Origin of the sequence: Xanthocytophaga flava (assembly GCF_030068545.1) — a bacterium.
Taxonomy (GTDB): Bacteria; Bacteroidota; Bacteroidia; order Cytophagales; family 172606-1; genus Xanthocytophaga; species Xanthocytophaga flava.
Genome location: NZ_JASJOR010000002.1, coordinates 344,788 through 362,443 on the forward strand (window position 1 = coordinate 344,788; position 17,656 = coordinate 362,443).

19 protein-coding genes are annotated in these 17,656 nt (G+C 39.0%); 7 read left to right on the forward strand and 12 right to left on the reverse strand.

The window, feature by feature from the left end; translation table 11 throughout:
* Positions 1-347: 347 nt before the first annotated feature.
* The 3 genes from QNI15_RS04185 (at position 348) to QNI15_RS04195 (ending at position 1,985) form a co-directional block, all read left to right on the forward strand.
* Complete coding sequence (locus QNI15_RS04185) at positions 348-830, forward strand: T6SS immunity protein Tdi1 domain-containing protein (protein ID WP_314030691.1); 483 nt, start codon at positions 348-350, stop codon at positions 828-830.
* 127 nt (positions 831-957) lie between these two features.
* The gene (locus QNI15_RS04190; protein WP_314004319.1) at positions 958-1,380 is read left to right on the forward strand and encodes a hypothetical protein; all 423 of its coding nucleotides are present in this window, start codon (positions 958-960) and stop codon (positions 1,378-1,380) included.
* Positions 1,381-1,496: 116 nt separating this feature from the next.
* Positions 1,497-1,985 carry a YybH family protein gene (locus QNI15_RS04195; protein ID WP_314030692.1) on the forward strand — a complete coding sequence of 163 codons (489 nt, stop codon included), beginning with the start codon at positions 1,497-1,499 and terminating at the stop codon, positions 1,983-1,985.
* Between the two features lie 738 nt (positions 1,986-2,723).
* Here the strand turns inward: QNI15_RS04195 and QNI15_RS04200 are convergent.
* Positions 2,724-3,677, reverse strand: coding sequence for an AraC family transcriptional regulator (locus QNI15_RS04200; protein WP_314004323.1), 954 nt, complete (start codon positions 3,675-3,677; stop codon positions 2,724-2,726).
* Between the two features lie 159 nt (positions 3,678-3,836).
* On the opposite strand from QNI15_RS04200, the gene QNI15_RS04205 reads away from it, so the two are divergent.
* Positions 3,837-4,535 carry a LytR/AlgR family response regulator transcription factor gene (locus tag QNI15_RS04205; RefSeq protein WP_314004325.1) on the forward strand — a complete coding sequence of 233 codons (699 nt, stop codon included), beginning with the start codon at positions 3,837-3,839 and terminating at the stop codon, positions 4,533-4,535.
* A 202-nt stretch (positions 4,536-4,737) separates the two neighbouring features.
* Entirely contained in the window at positions 4,738-6,933 is a 2,196-nt protein-coding gene (locus QNI15_RS04210; protein WP_314004327.1) for an ATP-binding protein, read from the forward strand.
* Positions 6,934-7,274: 341 nt separating this feature from the next.
* Here the strand turns inward: QNI15_RS04210 and msrB are convergent, their stop codons facing one another.
* On the reverse strand, positions 7,275-7,739 hold the full coding sequence (msrB, locus tag QNI15_RS04215) for a peptide-methionine (R)-S-oxide reductase MsrB (RefSeq protein WP_314004330.1): 465 nt from the start codon (positions 7,737-7,739) through the stop codon (positions 7,275-7,277).
* 702 nt (positions 7,740-8,441) lie between these two features.
* Between msrB and QNI15_RS04220 the strand changes: the two genes are divergently transcribed.
* Positions 8,442-9,545: a PAS domain-containing sensor histidine kinase gene (locus QNI15_RS04220; protein WP_314004331.1), complete on the forward strand. Its 1,104-nt coding sequence runs from the start codon at positions 8,442-8,444 to the stop codon at positions 9,543-9,545.
* Between the two features lie 451 nt (positions 9,546-9,996).
* Positions 9,997-10,404 carry a PRC-barrel domain-containing protein gene (locus QNI15_RS04225; protein ID WP_314030693.1) on the forward strand — a complete coding sequence of 136 codons (408 nt, stop codon included), beginning with the start codon at positions 9,997-9,999 and terminating at the stop codon, positions 10,402-10,404.
* A gap of 463 nt (positions 10,405-10,867) precedes the next feature.
* On the opposite strand, the gene QNI15_RS04230 is transcribed toward QNI15_RS04225, so the two are convergent.
* The 10 genes from QNI15_RS04230 to serS all read right to left on the reverse strand — a co-directional run bounded on the left by QNI15_RS04230 (position 10,868) and on the right by serS (position 17,516).
* Positions 10,868-11,269, reverse strand: a complete 402-nt coding sequence (locus tag QNI15_RS04230) for a hypothetical protein (protein WP_314004333.1) — start codon at positions 11,267-11,269, stop codon at positions 10,868-10,870.
* 132 nt (positions 11,270-11,401) lie between these two features.
* Positions 11,402-11,995, reverse strand: coding sequence for a T6SS immunity protein Tdi1 domain-containing protein (locus tag QNI15_RS04235; protein WP_314030694.1), 594 nt, complete (start codon positions 11,993-11,995; stop codon positions 11,402-11,404).
* A 627-nt stretch (positions 11,996-12,622) separates the two neighbouring features.
* Positions 12,623-13,156, reverse strand: a complete 534-nt coding sequence (locus QNI15_RS04240; RefSeq protein WP_314030696.1) for a hypothetical protein — start codon at positions 13,154-13,156, stop codon at positions 12,623-12,625.
* Positions 13,157-13,273: 117 nt separating this feature from the next.
* Entirely contained in the window at positions 13,274-13,744 is a 471-nt protein-coding gene (locus QNI15_RS04245) for a hypothetical protein (RefSeq protein WP_314030698.1), read from the reverse strand.
* 191 nt (positions 13,745-13,935) lie between these two features.
* Positions 13,936-14,241: a hypothetical protein gene (locus tag QNI15_RS04250; protein ID WP_314030700.1), complete on the reverse strand. Its 306-nt coding sequence runs from the start codon at positions 14,239-14,241 to the stop codon at positions 13,936-13,938.
* A gap of 69 nt (positions 14,242-14,310) precedes the next feature.
* Positions 14,311-14,565 (reverse strand): immunity protein Imm33 domain-containing protein, encoded by a 255-nt coding sequence (locus QNI15_RS04255; protein WP_449358284.1) that lies wholly within the window; start codon positions 14,563-14,565, stop codon positions 14,311-14,313.
* A gap of 6 nt (positions 14,566-14,571) precedes the next feature.
* On the reverse strand, positions 14,572-14,946 hold the full coding sequence (locus tag QNI15_RS04260) for a hypothetical protein (RefSeq protein ID WP_314030703.1): 375 nt from the start codon (positions 14,944-14,946) through the stop codon (positions 14,572-14,574).
* 71 nt (positions 14,947-15,017) lie between these two features.
* The gene (locus QNI15_RS04265; protein WP_314030704.1) at positions 15,018-15,551 is read right to left on the reverse strand and encodes a hypothetical protein; all 534 of its coding nucleotides are present in this window, start codon (positions 15,549-15,551) and stop codon (positions 15,018-15,020) included.
* 25 nt (positions 15,552-15,576) lie between these two features.
* Positions 15,577-16,155, reverse strand: coding sequence for a hypothetical protein (locus tag QNI15_RS04270; RefSeq protein WP_314030706.1), 579 nt, complete (start codon positions 16,153-16,155; stop codon positions 15,577-15,579).
* Between the two features lie 86 nt (positions 16,156-16,241).
* On the reverse strand, positions 16,242-17,516 hold the full coding sequence (serS, locus tag QNI15_RS04275; protein WP_314003067.1) for a serine--tRNA ligase: 1,275 nt from the start codon (positions 17,514-17,516) through the stop codon (positions 16,242-16,244).
* Positions 17,517-17,656 lie beyond the last annotated feature (140 nt).

The following is a 17,656-nucleotide window of genomic DNA, read 5'->3' on the forward strand; positions in this document are numbered from 1 at the left end:
CGGATACACTATGGGATACAATAGAAGCTGACACTGGATGGTTAGTTCCCAGAGTTCATAAAGATGAAAGACCGTCAGAGTTCCGGTTTATGGGTTTTACGTGGGGAGAGTATAAAAAGTCTACACCCTATACAATCCGACATTTTATTGACTATGTATTTGCACTAAACTACACAAAGCTGGTCTCGTTGCCTGTTGTCTGCAATCGCTATGAAGTAGAGAAAACCATTATGGGCATCACCACCCACTGTCTAGGTGTACCTATTCATCGCATCAGACCGGATACCCGGTTTGTGGATGATCTGGGACTTGATTAACTTTCGGAGCAAATCATACCATTCCGACATATGCAGTTATCCTGGGACGACCTGACCATTGACATTTCAGCCATAGATACAAGTGTATTGTTTCATAACTGGCAATGGCTCATTGGCAAGGATAAACATGTAATGATGATTACCAGTCTGGGAGATGCTTTTCTACAGGACATAAAAGGCTACATATTCTGGCTGGATGTGGCTCAGGGACAAATGCACCTGATAGCCGATTCGTATGATACCTTTCAGTTACATCTTCAGAAAGCAGTCCATATAGACGAATGGTTTTCGCCTGAGTTAATCTCTGAGCTAAAACAACAAGGACTTCATCTGGCCCCTCAACAAATTTATGCTCATCAGACCCCTGTGCTCTTAGGTGGTAAATCGACGCTGACCAATGTGAAACCTGCTGATATTATGCTGCATTTTCAGACAATGGGACTAATCTGCCAGCAGGTAAAAAATATAACGACAGGCACACAGGTTAATGGTGCTTCTCTTTGTGATAATTAAAGAGCGCCTATCAGGGTTTATGCCTATTATCTTCCGATTAGCAGGTGGCAAGAGTATAAAACGCTGGAAACTTTAATCCTTTTATTATCTATTACTTGTTATATATTTAAGTTCTTTTAATCCATCTATGTTCTACTTTGAAGTTTCAACTATATATAGCAGAGCCTCAAAGCTGTATGACGGATACTTGGAAGTAGTTTTCTATAACAATCCAAAACAAGAAAGTATCATCATTGAAGGTTTTAATGAGATTACTCATGCAAAGGGATTGTTTAAAAAGGAAGGGTACGAAAAGTTAAATTATCCCAAACAGATCTTAAGGATATGGAAAAAGAAGCTAATAATAAATCAAATACGTTCATGTTCCTCCTATGGAACGTTTATTGCGTTTAGCAACGGCGATATCATGCGGATTTATCTTACAGATGTAAAAGGAGAAATAGAAGAAGTAATTAGCATAGAAAACGTAACTAAACTCCTTCCCTTGGAGAAGAAAAGCTTTTTAGAAATGTTCAATAAAGCTGATGAATTTATTCTTTCTCTACTCTAAAAAAGTGATGAGGCAATAAAGAATTCAAACTCCTACCCCGTTCCGATTTATACAATTTCCGGGCTATTCTTCCTTCTATGTTTGTCGTAGATTACAACTACTACAAACATAATCCTATGAAAAAGAACACCTGGTTTATCATTGTATATCTTCTAGGGCTGGCCTGTATACAGTATGGCTGTCAATCAGCTCAGTCTAAAACACAGACCAAGCTTGAAGAAGCCAGAAAGGCTATAGCAGAAAGCAATGCAGTCTATTTTCAAGCTTTCGTCAAAGGAGATTCGTCCATCTTCATTGAACGATATGCTGATGAATGCTGCATCCTTGCGCCTAACTCTCAACCTCTGTGTGGAGCCCAAGGTGCACTCGATTTTTTTCGGATAGCCTACCATCAGCTAAAACTTCGCAATGGTAAGTTTATCACTACCAAAATTTATGGCATGGGTAATGAGTATGTAACGGAAGAAGGTTTATGGCAATCGTATAACGCTAACAATGCGTTGATGGATGATGGCAAATTTCTGGTACTCTGGAAGAAGACTTCCAAAGGTTGGAAAATGTATCGGGATTCATTTAGCAGCAATCACGATAACTCAACGAAGTAGAGTCTCGAATTGACTTCAGGCAACTATTCGAATACCAGTCAAAGATAAAAGTGAACAGAGTTCGGATATTTCTGAAAAGCGACTGGTATTCGGATATTTCTTCAATCTGACCATAGTTCCAGTCAAACCCAAAAGCGACAGGAAGTATGGTCAAAACAAAAAGTAAACAGAATACCAGTCAAAAGTAAAATTGATTCGAGTTCTGTTCACTTGCCTTGCTGAACATTTTTCTGTTCACTCAGTCATCGATTACCATTTTGACCATACTTCCGGTCAGTCACCTATGCTGACCATATTTCGGATATTTCTTCAATATGACCAGAATTCCGGTCACTGGAGAAAGTGACTAGAATTCTATTCAACAATAATAGGCAATCACTCCACTCCATCCTCTCTCTATTTTTTCTTGCTACCCTCCTGTAAGGATCTTCCCACCCTTGTCGGGACACGTGTGACAAGACCGGTAACATTTCCGACTGGGAAGTATTTTTCTCTCACAAAACAGAGAGGGCACTATTTGCCAAAAGATTCTTCCAGAAGGACATCAGGGAGAGTAAGTTTTTATAGGACAGAAAGAGGGCTGATTCTTACAGGAGAACAGCGAGAGGTAGTTCCTTTCAGAAAACGTAAGGGGTGTATTGTTCTTACGCCCTTGTTCTTCGGACAAAATCTTGTTTTTAACAAATAGGAATGACCTCACATCTAAAATCCGAGGCCATTCCTATTTTGTAAATACCCTTACAAAGGCTTCACAGGAATGCACATGTCTACCATATGCAGTTGCTGTGGATGCTCTTTCGGATTGTTCAGATGATTAATGTAAAAGTTACGGTTGTCTGGCTGATAGCCATTGTCCGAAAGCCATTCCGTGTAGACATATGTCCAGGCTTCTCCGCTTTCCCGGATATCGCCTTCCAGATGAATAACCGCGTACTGGCCACCTGAAATCTGAGCAATGCCAATTTCTCCTTCTCCGGCTGTGCCTTCGGGTACTGTAATACAGACATCAGCCTGCATGTTACCATCTGTACTGAGTTCCGGATTACTGCGATAGACTGTTAGGGCCTTCGTTTGAGGAAAAGAAATGAAGCCTCTGGGACCAGCCCATTTAAACAGTTTGTCAAACAGTTGCTCAAAAGCAAGGCCGTCTTGTGGAGAGATCGAGAGTGAACGAACATACGCTACATTCAGAGCGGGCAGTTCTTTGATCTCTACCTGAATCTTGTTAGGTGTGTGAATCATATTTGCTTCCTGGTTTATACTAGAGGAAGCAAGGTAGGTAGGGTAAAAATGAATGACTTTGCCGCCAGTGCGATCCGTTTTGCAATTCTTGCTATTCTCAAAAATTAGCTTTTGTTTCCACTCTGTTGCACTGGCTCCTGTCGTTTCCCGAAAGGTACGGGCAAAGGAAGCCAGATTGATAAATCCACTGTCTGTAGCTACTTCAGAAACAGACTTTCCGGGATTATTCCGAAGATAAAAAGCAGCCCGCTCTATTCGGGATCGTTTCACAAACTGGTTCACAGTTTCACCTACTACAGATCGGAAAATACGATGAAAGTGAAATTTGGAAAAACAGGAAACCTCTGCCAGATGATCGACAGATAGTTCTTCGTCCAAATGACTTTTGATATAGTCTATCACTTTGTTGATACGGGCTATATATTCCTGACGGGATTGTATGGATTCCATAGACATGCATGCTACTGGGCGGTAAATATACAGAATAGAAAGAGATGGACTACAGGAATATTGCCCAACCATCTGTCATAAATCTGAGAAGATGTTCGCTATAACTAGTATATTTGGCAGTTAAATTCCGTAACAAGTCAGATCATATTCGTGTATAAAATGATAAGAGCCTTAATCATTGATGACAATAAGATAGCCCGATCTATTTTAAGCCGTCTGGCAAGTGCTGTTAATGATATGACTATTGTAGGCGAATGCAGTGATGCAATGGAAGCCTACACGTATATGATGGACAATCCGGTAGATCTGCTGCTTCTGGATATTGAGATGCCCGGTATGAGTGGTCTGGAACTCACCCGAAATCTGGGCAATGCCCGTCCGGTTATTATTTTTACAACGTCCAAAAAAGAGTATGCAGCAGAAGCATTTGAACTCAATGTAGCCGACTATCTGGTCAAGCCCGTTGTACCCGCCCGATTTGAACAGGCAATGGCAAAGGCGAAAGAAATTCTGGAAAGCAACCGGGAAGAGGTAAAGTGGTCAGATGATGAATTTATATTTATACGGGATGCACACATTGTGCGTCGGTTAAAGGTAGATGATATTTTGTATGCAGAAGCCATGGGTGACTATGTAAAACTACACACTCCTCAGAAATTTTATGCGATCCATACAACGCTGAAGTCTGTAGAAGAGCGGTTGCCTGCCGGAAAGTTTATTCGTATTCACCGATCCTATATTGTAGCTGTCAGCAAAATAGATACACTGGAAGATGGAGGTGCGGTAGTAGCACATAAGTTTATTCCTATTGCAGATGCGTATCGCAAGGTGCTTACGAAGCGAATGAATATCCTGTAACTTCTGCCTATCCTTTTTCTGTATTCACCGATAGTTTTTCTTTTTTCAGCGATTGATAGCTGGTAACTTCTTCCTTTATGCAGAGTTTTATGGATAAAAGTATCTCTGACAATGTATATCCTTCGGAAAACACAGTGAAAAGTTCTGATAGGAGTTGTCACAGTATGCTTTGTCATTTTACCAGCTCTTTTGCATATACTATATGATTGGTAATCGCTTCATACTTCTTATCTTATCTGCTTTTATTATAGGCACATTGCTGCTGATAGGTATTCAGTATAACTCTTCCCAAAACATTAACCAACTCATTGAAGGTAACGAAAAGTTATTGACCGAACTTCGTTTGAGTAGCCATCTGAGAGAAATGGAACGGGATATGTATTGGGTAGAAAGCAGAATAAGAGGTGCTATTGCCACCAGTGATATATCACACTTAAGTGAAGTGGATGAAAAGATCTCTCAGATTGAGGCCTATCTGGATACACTTCGGGCAATGGATAAGGATAAGACAGTGATTCAGTATATAGACCGGCTTCATGTCATTGCCGAAAATAAACGGAGCACCAAAGATCTTCTCCTCTTCCGCTACAAGCATACAGGCAAGATGGATGATACTACCCTGATTTCCAATCCACATGCGAGAGAAGTATCCAATGAGATCAGTATGGCTACACGTCGTATCTATAACAGTCGTCAGCAACTGATGACACAACTCAGTGACTCGATAGAGGAAAGCAGCAAAAGGGTGCGTACCTGGGGTGGGATACTGATTGCGTTTATTGTAGTGAGTGCCAGTGGATGGTTCTGGTTTATAGTAAACCGGATTCGCAGACAAAACCAATTGATTGTAAGACTGGATGAATCGGAAAAGAAGGCAAGAGAAGCCGCCCGGGTCAAGGAAAATTTCCTGGCAAATATGAGCCACGAAATACGAACGCCACTCAATGCCATTCTGGGCTTTACAAACCTGCTGAAAAGTCACAAACAAGATGCAGCACAAGCAGAGTTTACAGATTCTATTCAGAAAGCAGGCGAAAATCTGCTCTCTATTGTCAACGATATTCTGGATTTGTCTAAGATAGAGGCCGGAATGGTGCGTATTGAAGCAAATCCTTTTAGTGTACGGGGCTTGGTACACTCTGTGGAAACCTTGTTTGGTGAACGAATGCGGGAAAAAGGGCTAGTGCTTCAAACAGATATTGAGGCCTCTGTACCAGATACACTTATTGGAGATGCCACCCGCCTGACTCAGATTCTGGTCAATCTGCTTGGCAATGCATTGAAATTTACAGAAAAGGGACATATCTCTGTGCGGGTCATTACCAAAAGCACTACAGATACAACCATCCGACTGGGATTTTCTATACGAGATACAGGTATTGGCATTGATACAAAGAAAATAGCAGCCATATTTGAACGATTTCAGCAGGCAGAAGACTCTACTACCCGTAATTATGGAGGTACCGGGCTAGGACTCTCTATTGTCAAAGAACTGATAGAAATACAGGGCGGAGAAATTAGTGTACAGAGTGAAGTGGGCAAGGGAACGACCTTCTCTTTCTGTATTCCTTACCAGATCTCGGCTGAGCAATTTACTGCTCCCCAGCCAAGAGATGTCACCTATTCTGAAAACAGAGAACTGACACAGGCTCATCTGTTACTGGTTGATGACAATACGATGAATCAAAGTCTGATTAAACATCTACTCAATCAGTGGAAACTATCCTATGACGTTGCCAGTAATGGTGTGGAAGCATTGGCATACTTGCAGGATCGAAAATACGATCTGATACTGATGGATATTCAGATGCCGCGAATGGATGGCTATACAACCAGCCAGCATATCCGGGGAGAACTAAAGCTGGATGTGCCCATCATTGCCATGACAGCCCATGCAATGGCAGGCGAACGCGAAAAATGCCTCAGTTATGGCATGAACGAATACCTCAGCAAACCTGTCCGTGAGCAGGATCTGTATGGGTTGATTAATCAGTTTCTGATAACCGATAAGAACTCGCAAACGGCTCCGGACTCCATTAACGTTGTATCTCATACCTATTCCTGTATTGATCTGCAGTACTTATCAGAGATTAGCAAAGGTGACAAAGAATATGAGAAAATGATGACACTGCAGTTTCTGGAGATCCTTCCTAAAGAACTGGAAATTATAGAATCCTCTCTACTAAAAAAAGATTTTGCGGTTGTGCGTCGTGTAGCCCATAACATGAAAACAACCATATCCATTATGGGCTTGACAGATCAAGTAGCTGACTATCTTACGGCACTTGAAGAGAATATAGGTGATGAAGAACAGCAGCTGGCTCACGTTACAATCCTCAAGCAAATTTGTACCCAGGCATTAGAAGAAGCCAATCATTTCTATAAGTCATTGAGTTAGGTAGCTGTTGTGGTAGCATGAGTTTATCGCTCTATTTTGCTGTATCGTCTTGTAGATAACATTAAAAAATACCTTTCTCTTTATAAAGAAACCTATCCCTTTGTGTCCTCCTAAGAAAATTTCTACATCCTGCCCTTCTGAAAAAATCATTCTCTCTTCCTGTCAACTTGAAATTAGTGTTCTGTTTTGCTGTTCCTTTTTTCTCCTGAGAAGCTTTCCCCCTTTTCTGTCCTCCTGAAAGCTTCTCGGAGGATAAAAAGGAGTGAGTTTCCAAACCATGCTATCTTGTTAAATTTATAACCTGAACAGAAGTACGAACTAGCACTTTTCCCTCCAAAAAACTAAGCCTGCTTTTCTATACCCTCCTCCAACCTCACCAAGCTCTCTGAATTGATACAATACCGCAATCCGGAAGGCTCAGGGCCGTCGGGAAATACATGTCCTAAGTGACAATCGCATACACTACATAGTGCCTCAATACGCTCCATCTTGTAGCTATCATCAAAAGCATATTTGATAGCCCCTCTGGAGATTGGTTGGGTAAAACTGGGCCAACCGGATATTGCATGGTATTTTTCTGTCCAGTTAAACAACAGACTTCCACACCCTACACAGACATACACACCAGGTTCATACGATCGGCAATAGGCATTGCGGTATCGGGGCTCTGTGCCTTTTTCGCGTGTAATATGGTATTGAGCCGGAGTGAGTATCTGTTTCCATTCGTCTTCAGTCTTCTCTACTCTGCGAGAAGGTTCCGGATTACTATACCGGGCATATTTGAGAACATCCAGCCAGCGTAACATAAGCAACAAATTCCAGAAAAGGTTTTACACAAAGAACAGTATGACACAAAGTTCGGTTCGGATGATGGTGTATGCTGGCTACTGTTGAAACTTTTAGGCAAGAGGTAACGCTTATCGTGTCCGATACCTTTTTCAATTTTGAAGGTTTTAGAGAAAACTCTCTTTTTTATGTACTTACACCCTTTTTGTCCTCCTGAAAGGAACTCGTGGCAAGACTGCCGGCCTCTCCGACAGAGATGATTTTTTCTCTCATAAAGGAAATGTGGCTCTATTGGCAAAAGTTTCTTACAGAAGGACAGCGTGTGGATATTCCTTTCAGAAGGACAGTAAGAGTGTTTTTTCTTTATTTACAGGTTTCATTTCCAGAAAAGTTATAGGACAGGATAAGGCGGTAGCGTAGCATCTTTTTAATTCACTTTTTCAACGATCACTTTTGCCTGTTGAACGATTCCGGTATTCAACAACAGTGATTCTACAGTAGCTTTATATCACAACCAGCGAATACAGTTACATGGAAAAGGAGCATTTTTTTGAACCAACAATCAGAAGTTGTGTAGAGTGTTTTTCCAGGTTGCGAATAACGGGCAGACTATCTCTGTCCGTTATTTATTCTGTCAGTTTTAACTGATAAACCATGCAACATGTATACAAAGATACATTAAGATTATAACCTGATTCTCCATTACTTAACTCTGTTATACTATGGATTTGTCAACTGCTCGCCCTCATTTTCAGGAAGCACTTTGCCGCAACGAAAAAAAATACCGGTATCCATTAGAGCGATCCTATGTGGTTATTTTGCTGGTCGATAGAGAACTCAATATCACGTACGTCTATGACTCTGTAACATCCATCTTAAAAATAAAGCCTGCGGAACTATTGGGAAGAAATCTGTTTGAAGCCTTGAACATTGTAGAACATCGGCGATTGAGCTACCTGTTAGATACACTGGTCCAACCCGGAAGTACAGCTTCCTCTATTAGAGAGGAACTCTCTATTGAAACAGAAGAAGGCACTATGCACTTTGATGCCGCGATTACCAATCTGATGGAAGATCCTGTTATCGCAGGCTTTGCCTTTTATCTACACAATATTACAGACCGCAAAAGATCAGAAGAACAACTCAGTCGCCTTAATTTTGAACTGGACAGCTTTGTATATAAAGCATCTCATGATATGAGAGCCCCGCTTGTTAACATTCTGGGACTGATAGACATTGCACAACGGGACTTTCCGATACAGGCTATGCAATACATGGATATGATGAAACGTAGCGTATTACGTCTGGACAAATTTATCTTTGATCTGACACAGTACTCACGCAACGACCGCACAAAGGTTGAGTCGGAAAAGATAGATATGTCGCTGTTAATAATGGAAGCAATGGAGGGACAGAAGTTTTTGCCTCAGTTCTCTTCTATTGATTTTGAGATAGACATCCGCCAGGATCATCCTATCTATTCAGATATATCCCGGTTGCGTATCATTCTCAACACTCTGCTCTCCAATTCTATCAAATACCATGATTTGCGCAAAGAAGATCCCTATATCCGTATCTCGATATGGGAAAATCCCAAAACAAAGGAGTTTGTTATCCAGGTGAAAGACAATGGGATTGGGATTATGGAGCATTACACTGACAGGGTATTTGACATGTTTTTCAGAGCATCTGATATATCAGAAGGTTCTGGTTTAGGATTGTATCTGGTTAAGAAGGTTGTAGAGAAGCTCAAGGGAAAGATTGATCTTAAAACAAGAGAAAGAGAAGGAACCACACTAACCATTACATTACCTAATCTTAAGTAAACGAATTCTAGTATAACATACTGATAGACAGAAATAATACTGAGGCATTTTTTCGCCACACCCTGAAAAAAACACCACACTTATCTCCCTTCCTACTCAGGTAAATACCAATTTTTGCACAAATTTGCCTCAGGCACAGAAGTTTATCTATTGTAAGCGTTAGTCTGAGAAAGGAGAGATAATTTAAAAGGAGTGGCTGGTTTAAGATTATTCATCTGATAGAAGTAAAAAGAAATGTATCTAAAAGTAAGATTCATTTTCTGATGAAAAAGATCCATTTTCTTAAGTCAGACCTGAGAATATATCCTCATTTACTTGAACTGGGTAATGCCAGCGAAAGGACCACGATTAACCGAAGGCTACCCCACATAGGTAGCCTTTTGCTTTTAGTAAAAAGGCTTTCTTTGGAAAGTTGTAGTGTATAATGTCTTACTAAAATAAGGAGGTACTTATGGCTATAGGAACTTATGAAGCTGATAACCGAACAGGCATCAATCATGAAGGAGCAGATGCCAACATTCCGGTACAACGTCTCACCGCGACTTCTATTATAGGTGACAAAGTGATTAACCGGGCCGATGAAGACCTGGGAAACATCCAAAATCTGATGATCAACATCCAGACAGGAAAGATTGAATATGTAGTGCTAGAGTCCGGATCATTTTTAGGTATTGGCGGCAAACTGTTTGCCATTCCTTACAATGAATTAATACTGGATGGCCCTCGCAGGTGTTTTGTCCTCGACAGAACCAAAGAGTATGTAAAGAACTCTCCCGGTTTTGATAAAGACCACTGGCCTAATACCAATAGTGATACAGCCTACTATGCGGAGGTGAATGAATATTGGGTGTATAGGTAAAGTGACTTACTGAATCTACAGTAGTTGATATAGTTATCTCAAATTTTGGATGTACTTTCAATTAAAAAGTAAGCAACGCCTATGCTTTTCAAAAGTGTAGGCGTTGTTTTATTTCAGATAGCTTGTCTATTTCATTTTTCAGAGCTATTTCTGAACTTTTTTATAGTGCTCATTTTTGTTTTACTTGCAACATGACACTTTTTTGTCACACCACGGCGTGATAATCAAAAAGGAACTTTTCTCCGATCCTTCCTCCAATGAAGACCAACCTTTGTCCTGTCCCATAACTTTTCCGGAAATGACTTCTGTAAATAAAGAAAAACATCCTCATAGAAGAAGAAATCCTTTTCTGTCCTTCTGAAAGGAATCCCCCTTGCTGTCCTTCTGAAAGAAACTTCCCGCCACTGCGGGACACGTGTGAAAAATAGAGCCATGCTTGGTGTATGAGAAAGAATTATTTCCCTCATTTAGGCTGTGAGGAAGAAGCGAGTGCGGGCTGTCTGACGCCTTTGTTAAGCTTCTGGATAATTACCCGTGTCGTTTTCCAGAATATACTTGAGTAGATCTTCATTTCCTGATAGGTCTTGTCTGTTTTCCGGTCCTGAAAATAATACAGATAGGTAGCATACGAAACATTGTCCATTGGTTTATAGCGAAAGGTAGCAAACCGATCTACGATATACCGATACTTCTCTTTGTCAGGGTAGAGTGAATCTATCTGGCGGTATTTGACAATCTGAAAAGGATACTTATACCGACTCCACCGCTTGGCTAGCTTTCTGTTTAGCTTGTTCAGGTGACGATTGGTGTACTTGAAGAATACGTTTCTTCTCTCTGTTCTTCTGGGTGATCTCTGTGTATTCAAATGCAGGAATCAACAGGGTAGTTTGTTTGTAATCTGAAGGAATACAAGTAGCCGGAATATAAGCCATTTGTTGGGAATACTCTACCCTAGATTCTTACATTAACAAAATTGTGTCCATGTGATTGGAGAATTTTAATCTAAAGATACTCCCCTTATGTTTGTTTCTGATGGTAGATCTTTCGTTTTTCTATAGATCTGATTGGATAGTTCCCAATATATTTCTATATCTACTAGTTCCATATTATCAAAGTTATCCTCACCTCCAAGAAACAAATATTGTTTATAGCCAATACATTTATCAATACTCAATTTTTTAGTATCATTTAATGTCATCCACTCTTTAAATAATTTCTCATCTAAGTCTTCTTCCCTATAGTCAACTAATTCATAATCATGAAACTTTTCCCAATTTACTTTCATAGTATAAATCTGCATTTCCGCTGGATCAAATACTATAATTTGTTCGTCTTTGTTGTCAGTTGCATACTGTTTCCCTGCCCAGTCAAAAGCAAAACATTTTATACCATTTACAGAAAAATAAGAAGATAGCAATTTTGTCCAGTGTTTTGACGAATCAGATGTATGAATTCTATATAAACCATTATCAAAAGAACAACCTCCCAAATAATTTAGAAGACTTTCGATACCTGTATTTTTTTCAGTATTACTACGACTACCTTCAAAGCTTGATGCTTTAGTAAATTTGGATAAAAATATGTCTAACATATATAAAATTAGTTAATGGTTATTTTAGTCCCAACTGGTTCGTTTTTTATTTGATGGATTTGGAACTTTAAGCTTCTATTAACACTTTTATGTAAGCCATCCATATTAAAAGTATCGTCCTTCCCACCTAATTGTAAATCTTGCATATAATTTACATCATCAGGTTTTAATACTCTTCCAGCTTTTTAAATTGAACTTTATTATTTCCTTTTCTTTCAGCGTATATTCTTTCAAAGCTTATTCCTTTACAGGAAACATTGGTGTCGTTATGACTGCAACTATAAACAAGAATCATCAAGTATCCACATAGAACAAAAAGTATATTTTTTTTCATCGGCTAGGTATTCTGATTCGTTCGATTGTGATTTCTGGAAGGTATGGTCTGTACATATTTCGTGTGCCAGGACGAGTATTTCTATGATGCTGCAGCTCGTACATTGATTGTAATCCTGGAATTTCTGACCGTGTTGCATCATACCTACCTGCCCCAAAAGCATCATATACTCTATATCTGATACAACAACCCATAACTATACTATATAACAGAAAGGTAACGATGGTTTTCATGAAGAGGAAATTTTTGCTGAAGTCAGTGAGTAAGCCTTACTGTTGATGATATATACATCCCTAGTAGGTATAGTTCTGAAAAACTATGTTTATACTTCTGGTAAATTCTTCATTGGCATTTATGATAGCCAGTTGAGAATCCCTGTACTCTTTGTAAAGAAGCATAGCTTTTCTTCTAAAATTGTACACTTCAAAGTGTATGGGAACTCTGTAAAACTCGATGAGTGGGATAATTTCTGATTGAATGATAGAATATATAATGATTTCAGGTACAAAATAAGTTTCTACAAGTTCTTCCAGTTCTGAAAGATTCTTTGGTGCACCCTGAAATATGGATTGCTCACTAGTCAAACTTATTGATATATAGATCCCTATACCATTTAGGTTAATATCAAGCTCTTGCAGCAACTCATCTATAATATCCATGAATATACAACAGGTCTGCAGCACCTCTTTTGGTTTAAGTGTTTTGTAATATTCTTTGCCCAGCAACTCATCTATATGAATGTCACAGGTATCTTTGCTAGCTGCTACTTTAGTAATACTTTTTATTAACCACTCCCGTGTTTTGTATCTACTTACTATTCCATCCATTATTGTTTAAGTAATATTTTTGTCACTAACCTTGTATTATTGTAAAGACTTACTCAACCATTCACAAAAGTTTTCTACTCCTTACTGATACACCCACTATCGAAGTTAGCCTCATTATCAGATACCAGTTAACTCTTTTTGTATAGCCTGAAAATGTCTATTTTCTTTTAGCTCAGGATAAAAAAATACCAGATCTAGCGATACCTTCTTCCAAAACTTTTTAAGTGATTGATAAAAAGGTTTAAAATCATATTTATAAACCTTATCATCGTCTACCACAAGAAGAAAATCATTTTCAAAATAGTACCGAAATGAATAATGATCATCCAAATTCATCATAAGACCTTTATAGTTATTATCAATTTCTATTTCTTTTAATCCCTTCAGAAAATTATAGCAAAAGCTAACTATTGTATCTTTTATGTAGATAGTATTGTTCAATTTATTCCTATCTAATATCAAGATATCACAAAAAGCAAGCACGTCATAAATTTCCTGAAGATTCATATCTTTTAACTTTCGTCTTCTATCTACAGCAATTATCTCGGTATCCATAAAATACCGAAACACTAATTCTCGTTTTTTCATAATCTTAAAGCTTTTTGGATTAGCAGGGAAATAATATTCATCTGGTAGCTTAATCCTTAACTACTTATTATTCCAGCTTTGTCTCTGCTTATTCATGTTTATCATCTGGAGGCCAAGTTTACACACCAAAGCTTATAAGTAGGTAACTTTTAACTATCATATAGTACCACATCTCTCTACTTTAATCTTTCTTACCTAGCATTTATCTCATCCATCCGGGCTAATACATCACGTCTATTAATCCAACCATTCACTTTGCCCAGGTTATTTCCAATCAGAATCTGATCCTCTTTGATTTCCAGAATTAGATGCAATAGGTAATTGCCCTTCCAGCGTATAAAGACGATATCTCCCACTGTCAATTCATCCAGGGTCTTATTTGTCAGACATACTTCCTGTCCACTTTCAATCTTGCCTCTCATAGAGTTGCCAGTCGGATAAATGGTACATGTTCCGTTACTCTTTAGTTGTTCCAATGCTTGTTTTACCCAACTCATACATTTCCAATAGGCTTATATAGTTATTATCCGATAGTTATTCTATTCTCTCTCCTAGTCAATCAGCAGTTACAATGTGTCTTTGTCAAACCACACTTCTTTATTGTGTGTATCTGCATAAAATCTCCAACCAACTGGCAAAGCTAAGAATTTAGCCAGGTCTGGCCGTTCTTTTAGAATATGATACAGATGGTCGACTAGCAAAGAATTAATGTCCCCATTGTAAGAATTGGAGGTTAAATACCAGCCCGTCATATGGTCAGGAGATTTGTATCTGACACCGTTGACTTCACTCCCTTCGTACACTTCCCTGGAAGCGACTATTTTCTGTCATATTGCAGGAATCTCCGGGGAAACAGCATATTCCTCGCACAGATCAAATTGTGATCTGAAAAAATTAATGGTATGGGTTAGATCAAACTCGTATATATTCTTATTATCATTTACGCCTTTCAGTTCATGCAACTGGATATAAGTCGCATCAAACACAAACTGAATCATCCACGAACCACAACCAAACGTTTCCTGATCACGGATCTGTTTCCCCTCTTCCAAAATGTATGTCAGTATATAATCAACTAGTAATCTGATATCTTCTTTAGATGGTCCATTATTCCTGATTGAGAATTCTCGTCCTATCAAAGGGTTTATTCCCTGGGTTATAATAACCTCGCCTAGTTCTAGTAAAGTATAGGAATATTTCATTGTGATCTATTAAAAAAGCCTGGGTATAATCCCCATCAGGCATGATAAGCATTCCTAACTGGTAATCACAATCATTCTAACAAATAAAAGCTATCCCAAAATACCAGATGATCAAGAGTTACACATTCTTCTATCTCTTTCCCAAATTCTGGGTTGTATCTTTTTATGGATGTAGATACCTTTAAATCTTCATAATGCACCCAAAAAAGATTAGCCTTTTCAAAATAGTCTTTAATCTCTTTTTCAAATCTCTCTTCTTTAAGTGAATAGGCAGTTCCTTCCCATATTGTAAACTTTCGTATGGGTTCAGCAAATGGGTTATTAATCTCATATATAAAATAATGGGTACACAGATCTGAAACTTTGCTGAATTGGATAGTGTAGTGTACTTCATTATTGTTATATGGAGGCAAAAATAACTCAACTGATGCAAAGGGCAATAGTGGAGATTGAAAGATAGAATATCTTTTACCATATCGCCTTACTAATAAATCTAGCTCCTCCGAAGGAAACCACTCTTTATGAACAAGCTCTCGGTAAAGATGAGGAGAGTTTGTTGCCAATTCGATAATCTGTTTTATTGTCTCTGATAACTTCTCTGCCATAGCAAAATACTATTACTGCTTCTCTTTATGTTCTTTCAGGAATATACCTATTTATCCAATTATGAAATGCATCCTGATAAAGCCTTTGTGCTTGTTTTATACTATCGTCTGCTTCATCAGTCGTTTCGATAGAATTTAGTTGAAATGTACTTAATACCCACGCTTTATACTCATGAGCACATGAACTGGAAATACAATCGCTCTCATCTTTGTAATAAGAAACTTTTTCCCAGTCTACCAGGGGTTCAGTGTCTAACGTTAAGAGCCTAATCAGCTCAACTATATTTTGTGCAATCACATGGTAGCCACCCTCACTACCAAAAACTACAACAGGCATTTCTTCAAGGCTTTTGGTAGGTTCATTAATCCAGAGTGCATAGGTCGAACCAGTCCAACCTGCCTGAGCAAATTCTATCAATGAACAAAGAAACTCTTCATCCTCTGAGTACGAACGAATTCCTTCATTCTGTAGTAAACAGAGTTGAAATCCCTCGGCATAGAATGCGCCTTCAGGAATAGTATCCTGAAAAGTGAGTAACTGAACCAACGTATCTGATACAGGCAAAGTCCCAAAGTTCTTTTGAAATTCAGTGAGAGAAAGCATATACAGAGAATATATTTACAAAAGAAAAGCCCTTCCACACAAATCAGATAGAAGGGCCTTTATGGAAAAACAACTAAACAGATCTGTTAAGAGATCATATCAAATTTTGTATAAGGCTGCAATACTTTTGGAATGCGGATACCTTCTGGTGTCTGGTTATTTTCCAGAATAGATGCCACAATACGAGGCAGAGCCAATGCACTTCCGTTCAGTGTATGCAACAATTGAGTTTTCTTGTTTTCGTCCCGATAACGTAATTTCAAGCGATTAGCCTGATACGTTTCAAAGTTACTTACAGAGCTAACTTCCAACCAGCGTTGCTGTGCTCCAGAGTATACTTCCATGTCATAGGTAAGAGCAGACGTAAAGCCCATATCTCCTCCACACAACCGAAGTACCCGATAAGGCAGTTCCAGCTTTTGCAGCAATCCCTGTACATACTTACTCATCTCTTCCAATGCACTATATGAGTTTTCAGGCAATTCAATCCGTACAATCTCTACCTTATCAAACTGATGCAGACGATTCAGACCACGCACGTGAGCACCCCATGCACCGGCTTCTCTGCGGAAACAAGGTGTAAACCCAGCATTTTTAACGGGCAGGTTTTTAGGTTCCAGAATGACATCCCGATACAGGTTGGTAATCGGTACTTCAGCTGTTGGAATCAGATAGAGTTCGTCTTCTGTTGCATAATACATCTGACCTTCCTTGTCAGGTAGCTGTCCTGTACCAAATCCAGAATCTTTATTGATCAGGATAGGTGGTTGAATCTCTGTGTATCCGGCGGCTTCTGCTTCGTCCAGGAAAAACTGAATTAAGGCACGTTGCAATTTAGCTCCTTTGCCTTTGTACACAGGAAATCCAGCACCTGTAATTTTATTTCCTAATTCAAAATCAATGATGTCATATTTCTTGATCAGATCCCAGTGAGGAACAGCTTCAGGTCCCAGTTCAGGAATAGCACCATGTGCATAAACCACTTCATTGTCTTCTGCACTGCGTCCTTCGGGTACACTGCTATGAGGCAGATTAGGCAAGGTTACCAGTACATCCTGTTGCTTTTGTTCCAGTTCTTTCAGACTTTCTTCCAACACTTTGCTTTTTTCACGTAAAGAAGTCGCTTCTGCTTTTGCTTTTTCAGCTTCTTCTTTTTGTCCGTTTTTCATCAAACCTCCAATCTCTTTTGCCAGATTATTGGCTCTAGCCAATGTCTGATCCAGTTCATTTTGAGCCTGTCGACGACGTTGGTCCAGGTCCAGCAGATCGGCAACGGTCTCTTCTGCCTGCTTAAAGTGTTTTTTGTGCAGGGCTTTAATGACCTGCTCTGTATTTTCACGTATAAAGTTGAGTTGCAGCATTTTTCAATTTGTTAATGAATAAGTCTGTATCTAAAGGCTTGTTCTTATTGGCAAATAAACATATTATACAAAGGTGAAAGAAAATATGCTGAAGAAAAAAATCTGCATCCCTATTCTTTTCATCCTATAAATAAAATACG

Coding starts and splice junctions, on each gene's coding strand:
- QNI15_RS04185 (WP_314030691.1), top strand. CDS start 348: ATGCAGTTATCCTGGGACGACCTGACCATTGACATTTCAGCCATAGAT.
- QNI15_RS04190 (WP_314004319.1), top strand. CDS start 958: ATGTTCTACTTTGAAGTTTCAACTATATATAGCAGAGCCTCAAAGCTG.
- QNI15_RS04195 (WP_314030692.1), top strand. CDS start 1,497: ATGAAAAAGAACACCTGGTTTATCATTGTATATCTTCTAGGGCTGGCC.
- QNI15_RS04200 (WP_314004323.1), bottom strand. CDS start 3,677: ATGGAATCCATACAATCCCGTCAGGAATATATAGCCCGTATCAACAAA.
- QNI15_RS04205 (WP_314004325.1), top strand. CDS start 3,837: ATGATAAGAGCCTTAATCATTGATGACAATAAGATAGCCCGATCTATT.
- QNI15_RS04210 (WP_314004327.1), top strand. CDS start 4,738: ATGATTGGTAATCGCTTCATACTTCTTATCTTATCTGCTTTTATTATA.
- msrB (WP_314004330.1), bottom strand. CDS start 7,739: ATGTTACGCTGGCTGGATGTTCTCAAATATGCCCGGTATAGTAATCCG.
- QNI15_RS04220 (WP_314004331.1), top strand. CDS start 8,442: ATGGATTTGTCAACTGCTCGCCCTCATTTTCAGGAAGCACTTTGCCGC.
- QNI15_RS04225 (WP_314030693.1), top strand. CDS start 9,997: ATGGCTATAGGAACTTATGAAGCTGATAACCGAACAGGCATCAATCAT.
- QNI15_RS04235 (WP_314030694.1), bottom strand. CDS start 11,995: ATGTTAGACATATTTTTATCCAAATTTACTAAAGCATCAAGCTTTGAA.
- QNI15_RS04240 (WP_314030696.1), bottom strand. CDS start 13,156: ATGGATGGAATAGTAAGTAGATACAAAACACGGGAGTGGTTAATAAAA.
- QNI15_RS04245 (WP_314030698.1), bottom strand. CDS start 13,744: ATGAAAAAACGAGAATTAGTGTTTCGGTATTTTATGGATACCGAGATA.
- QNI15_RS04250 (WP_314030700.1), bottom strand. CDS start 14,241: ATGAGTTGGGTAAAACAAGCATTGGAACAACTAAAGAGTAACGGAACA.
- QNI15_RS04260 (WP_314030703.1), bottom strand. CDS start 14,946: ATGAAATATTCCTATACTTTACTAGAACTAGGCGAGGTTATTATAACC.
- QNI15_RS04265 (WP_314030704.1), bottom strand. CDS start 15,551: ATGGCAGAGAAGTTATCAGAGACAATAAAACAGATTATCGAATTGGCA.
- QNI15_RS04270 (WP_314030706.1), bottom strand. CDS start 16,155: ATGCTTTCTCTCACTGAATTTCAAAAGAACTTTGGGACTTTGCCTGTA.
- serS (WP_314003067.1), bottom strand. CDS start 17,516: ATGCTGCAACTCAACTTTATACGTGAAAATACAGAGCAGGTCATTAAA.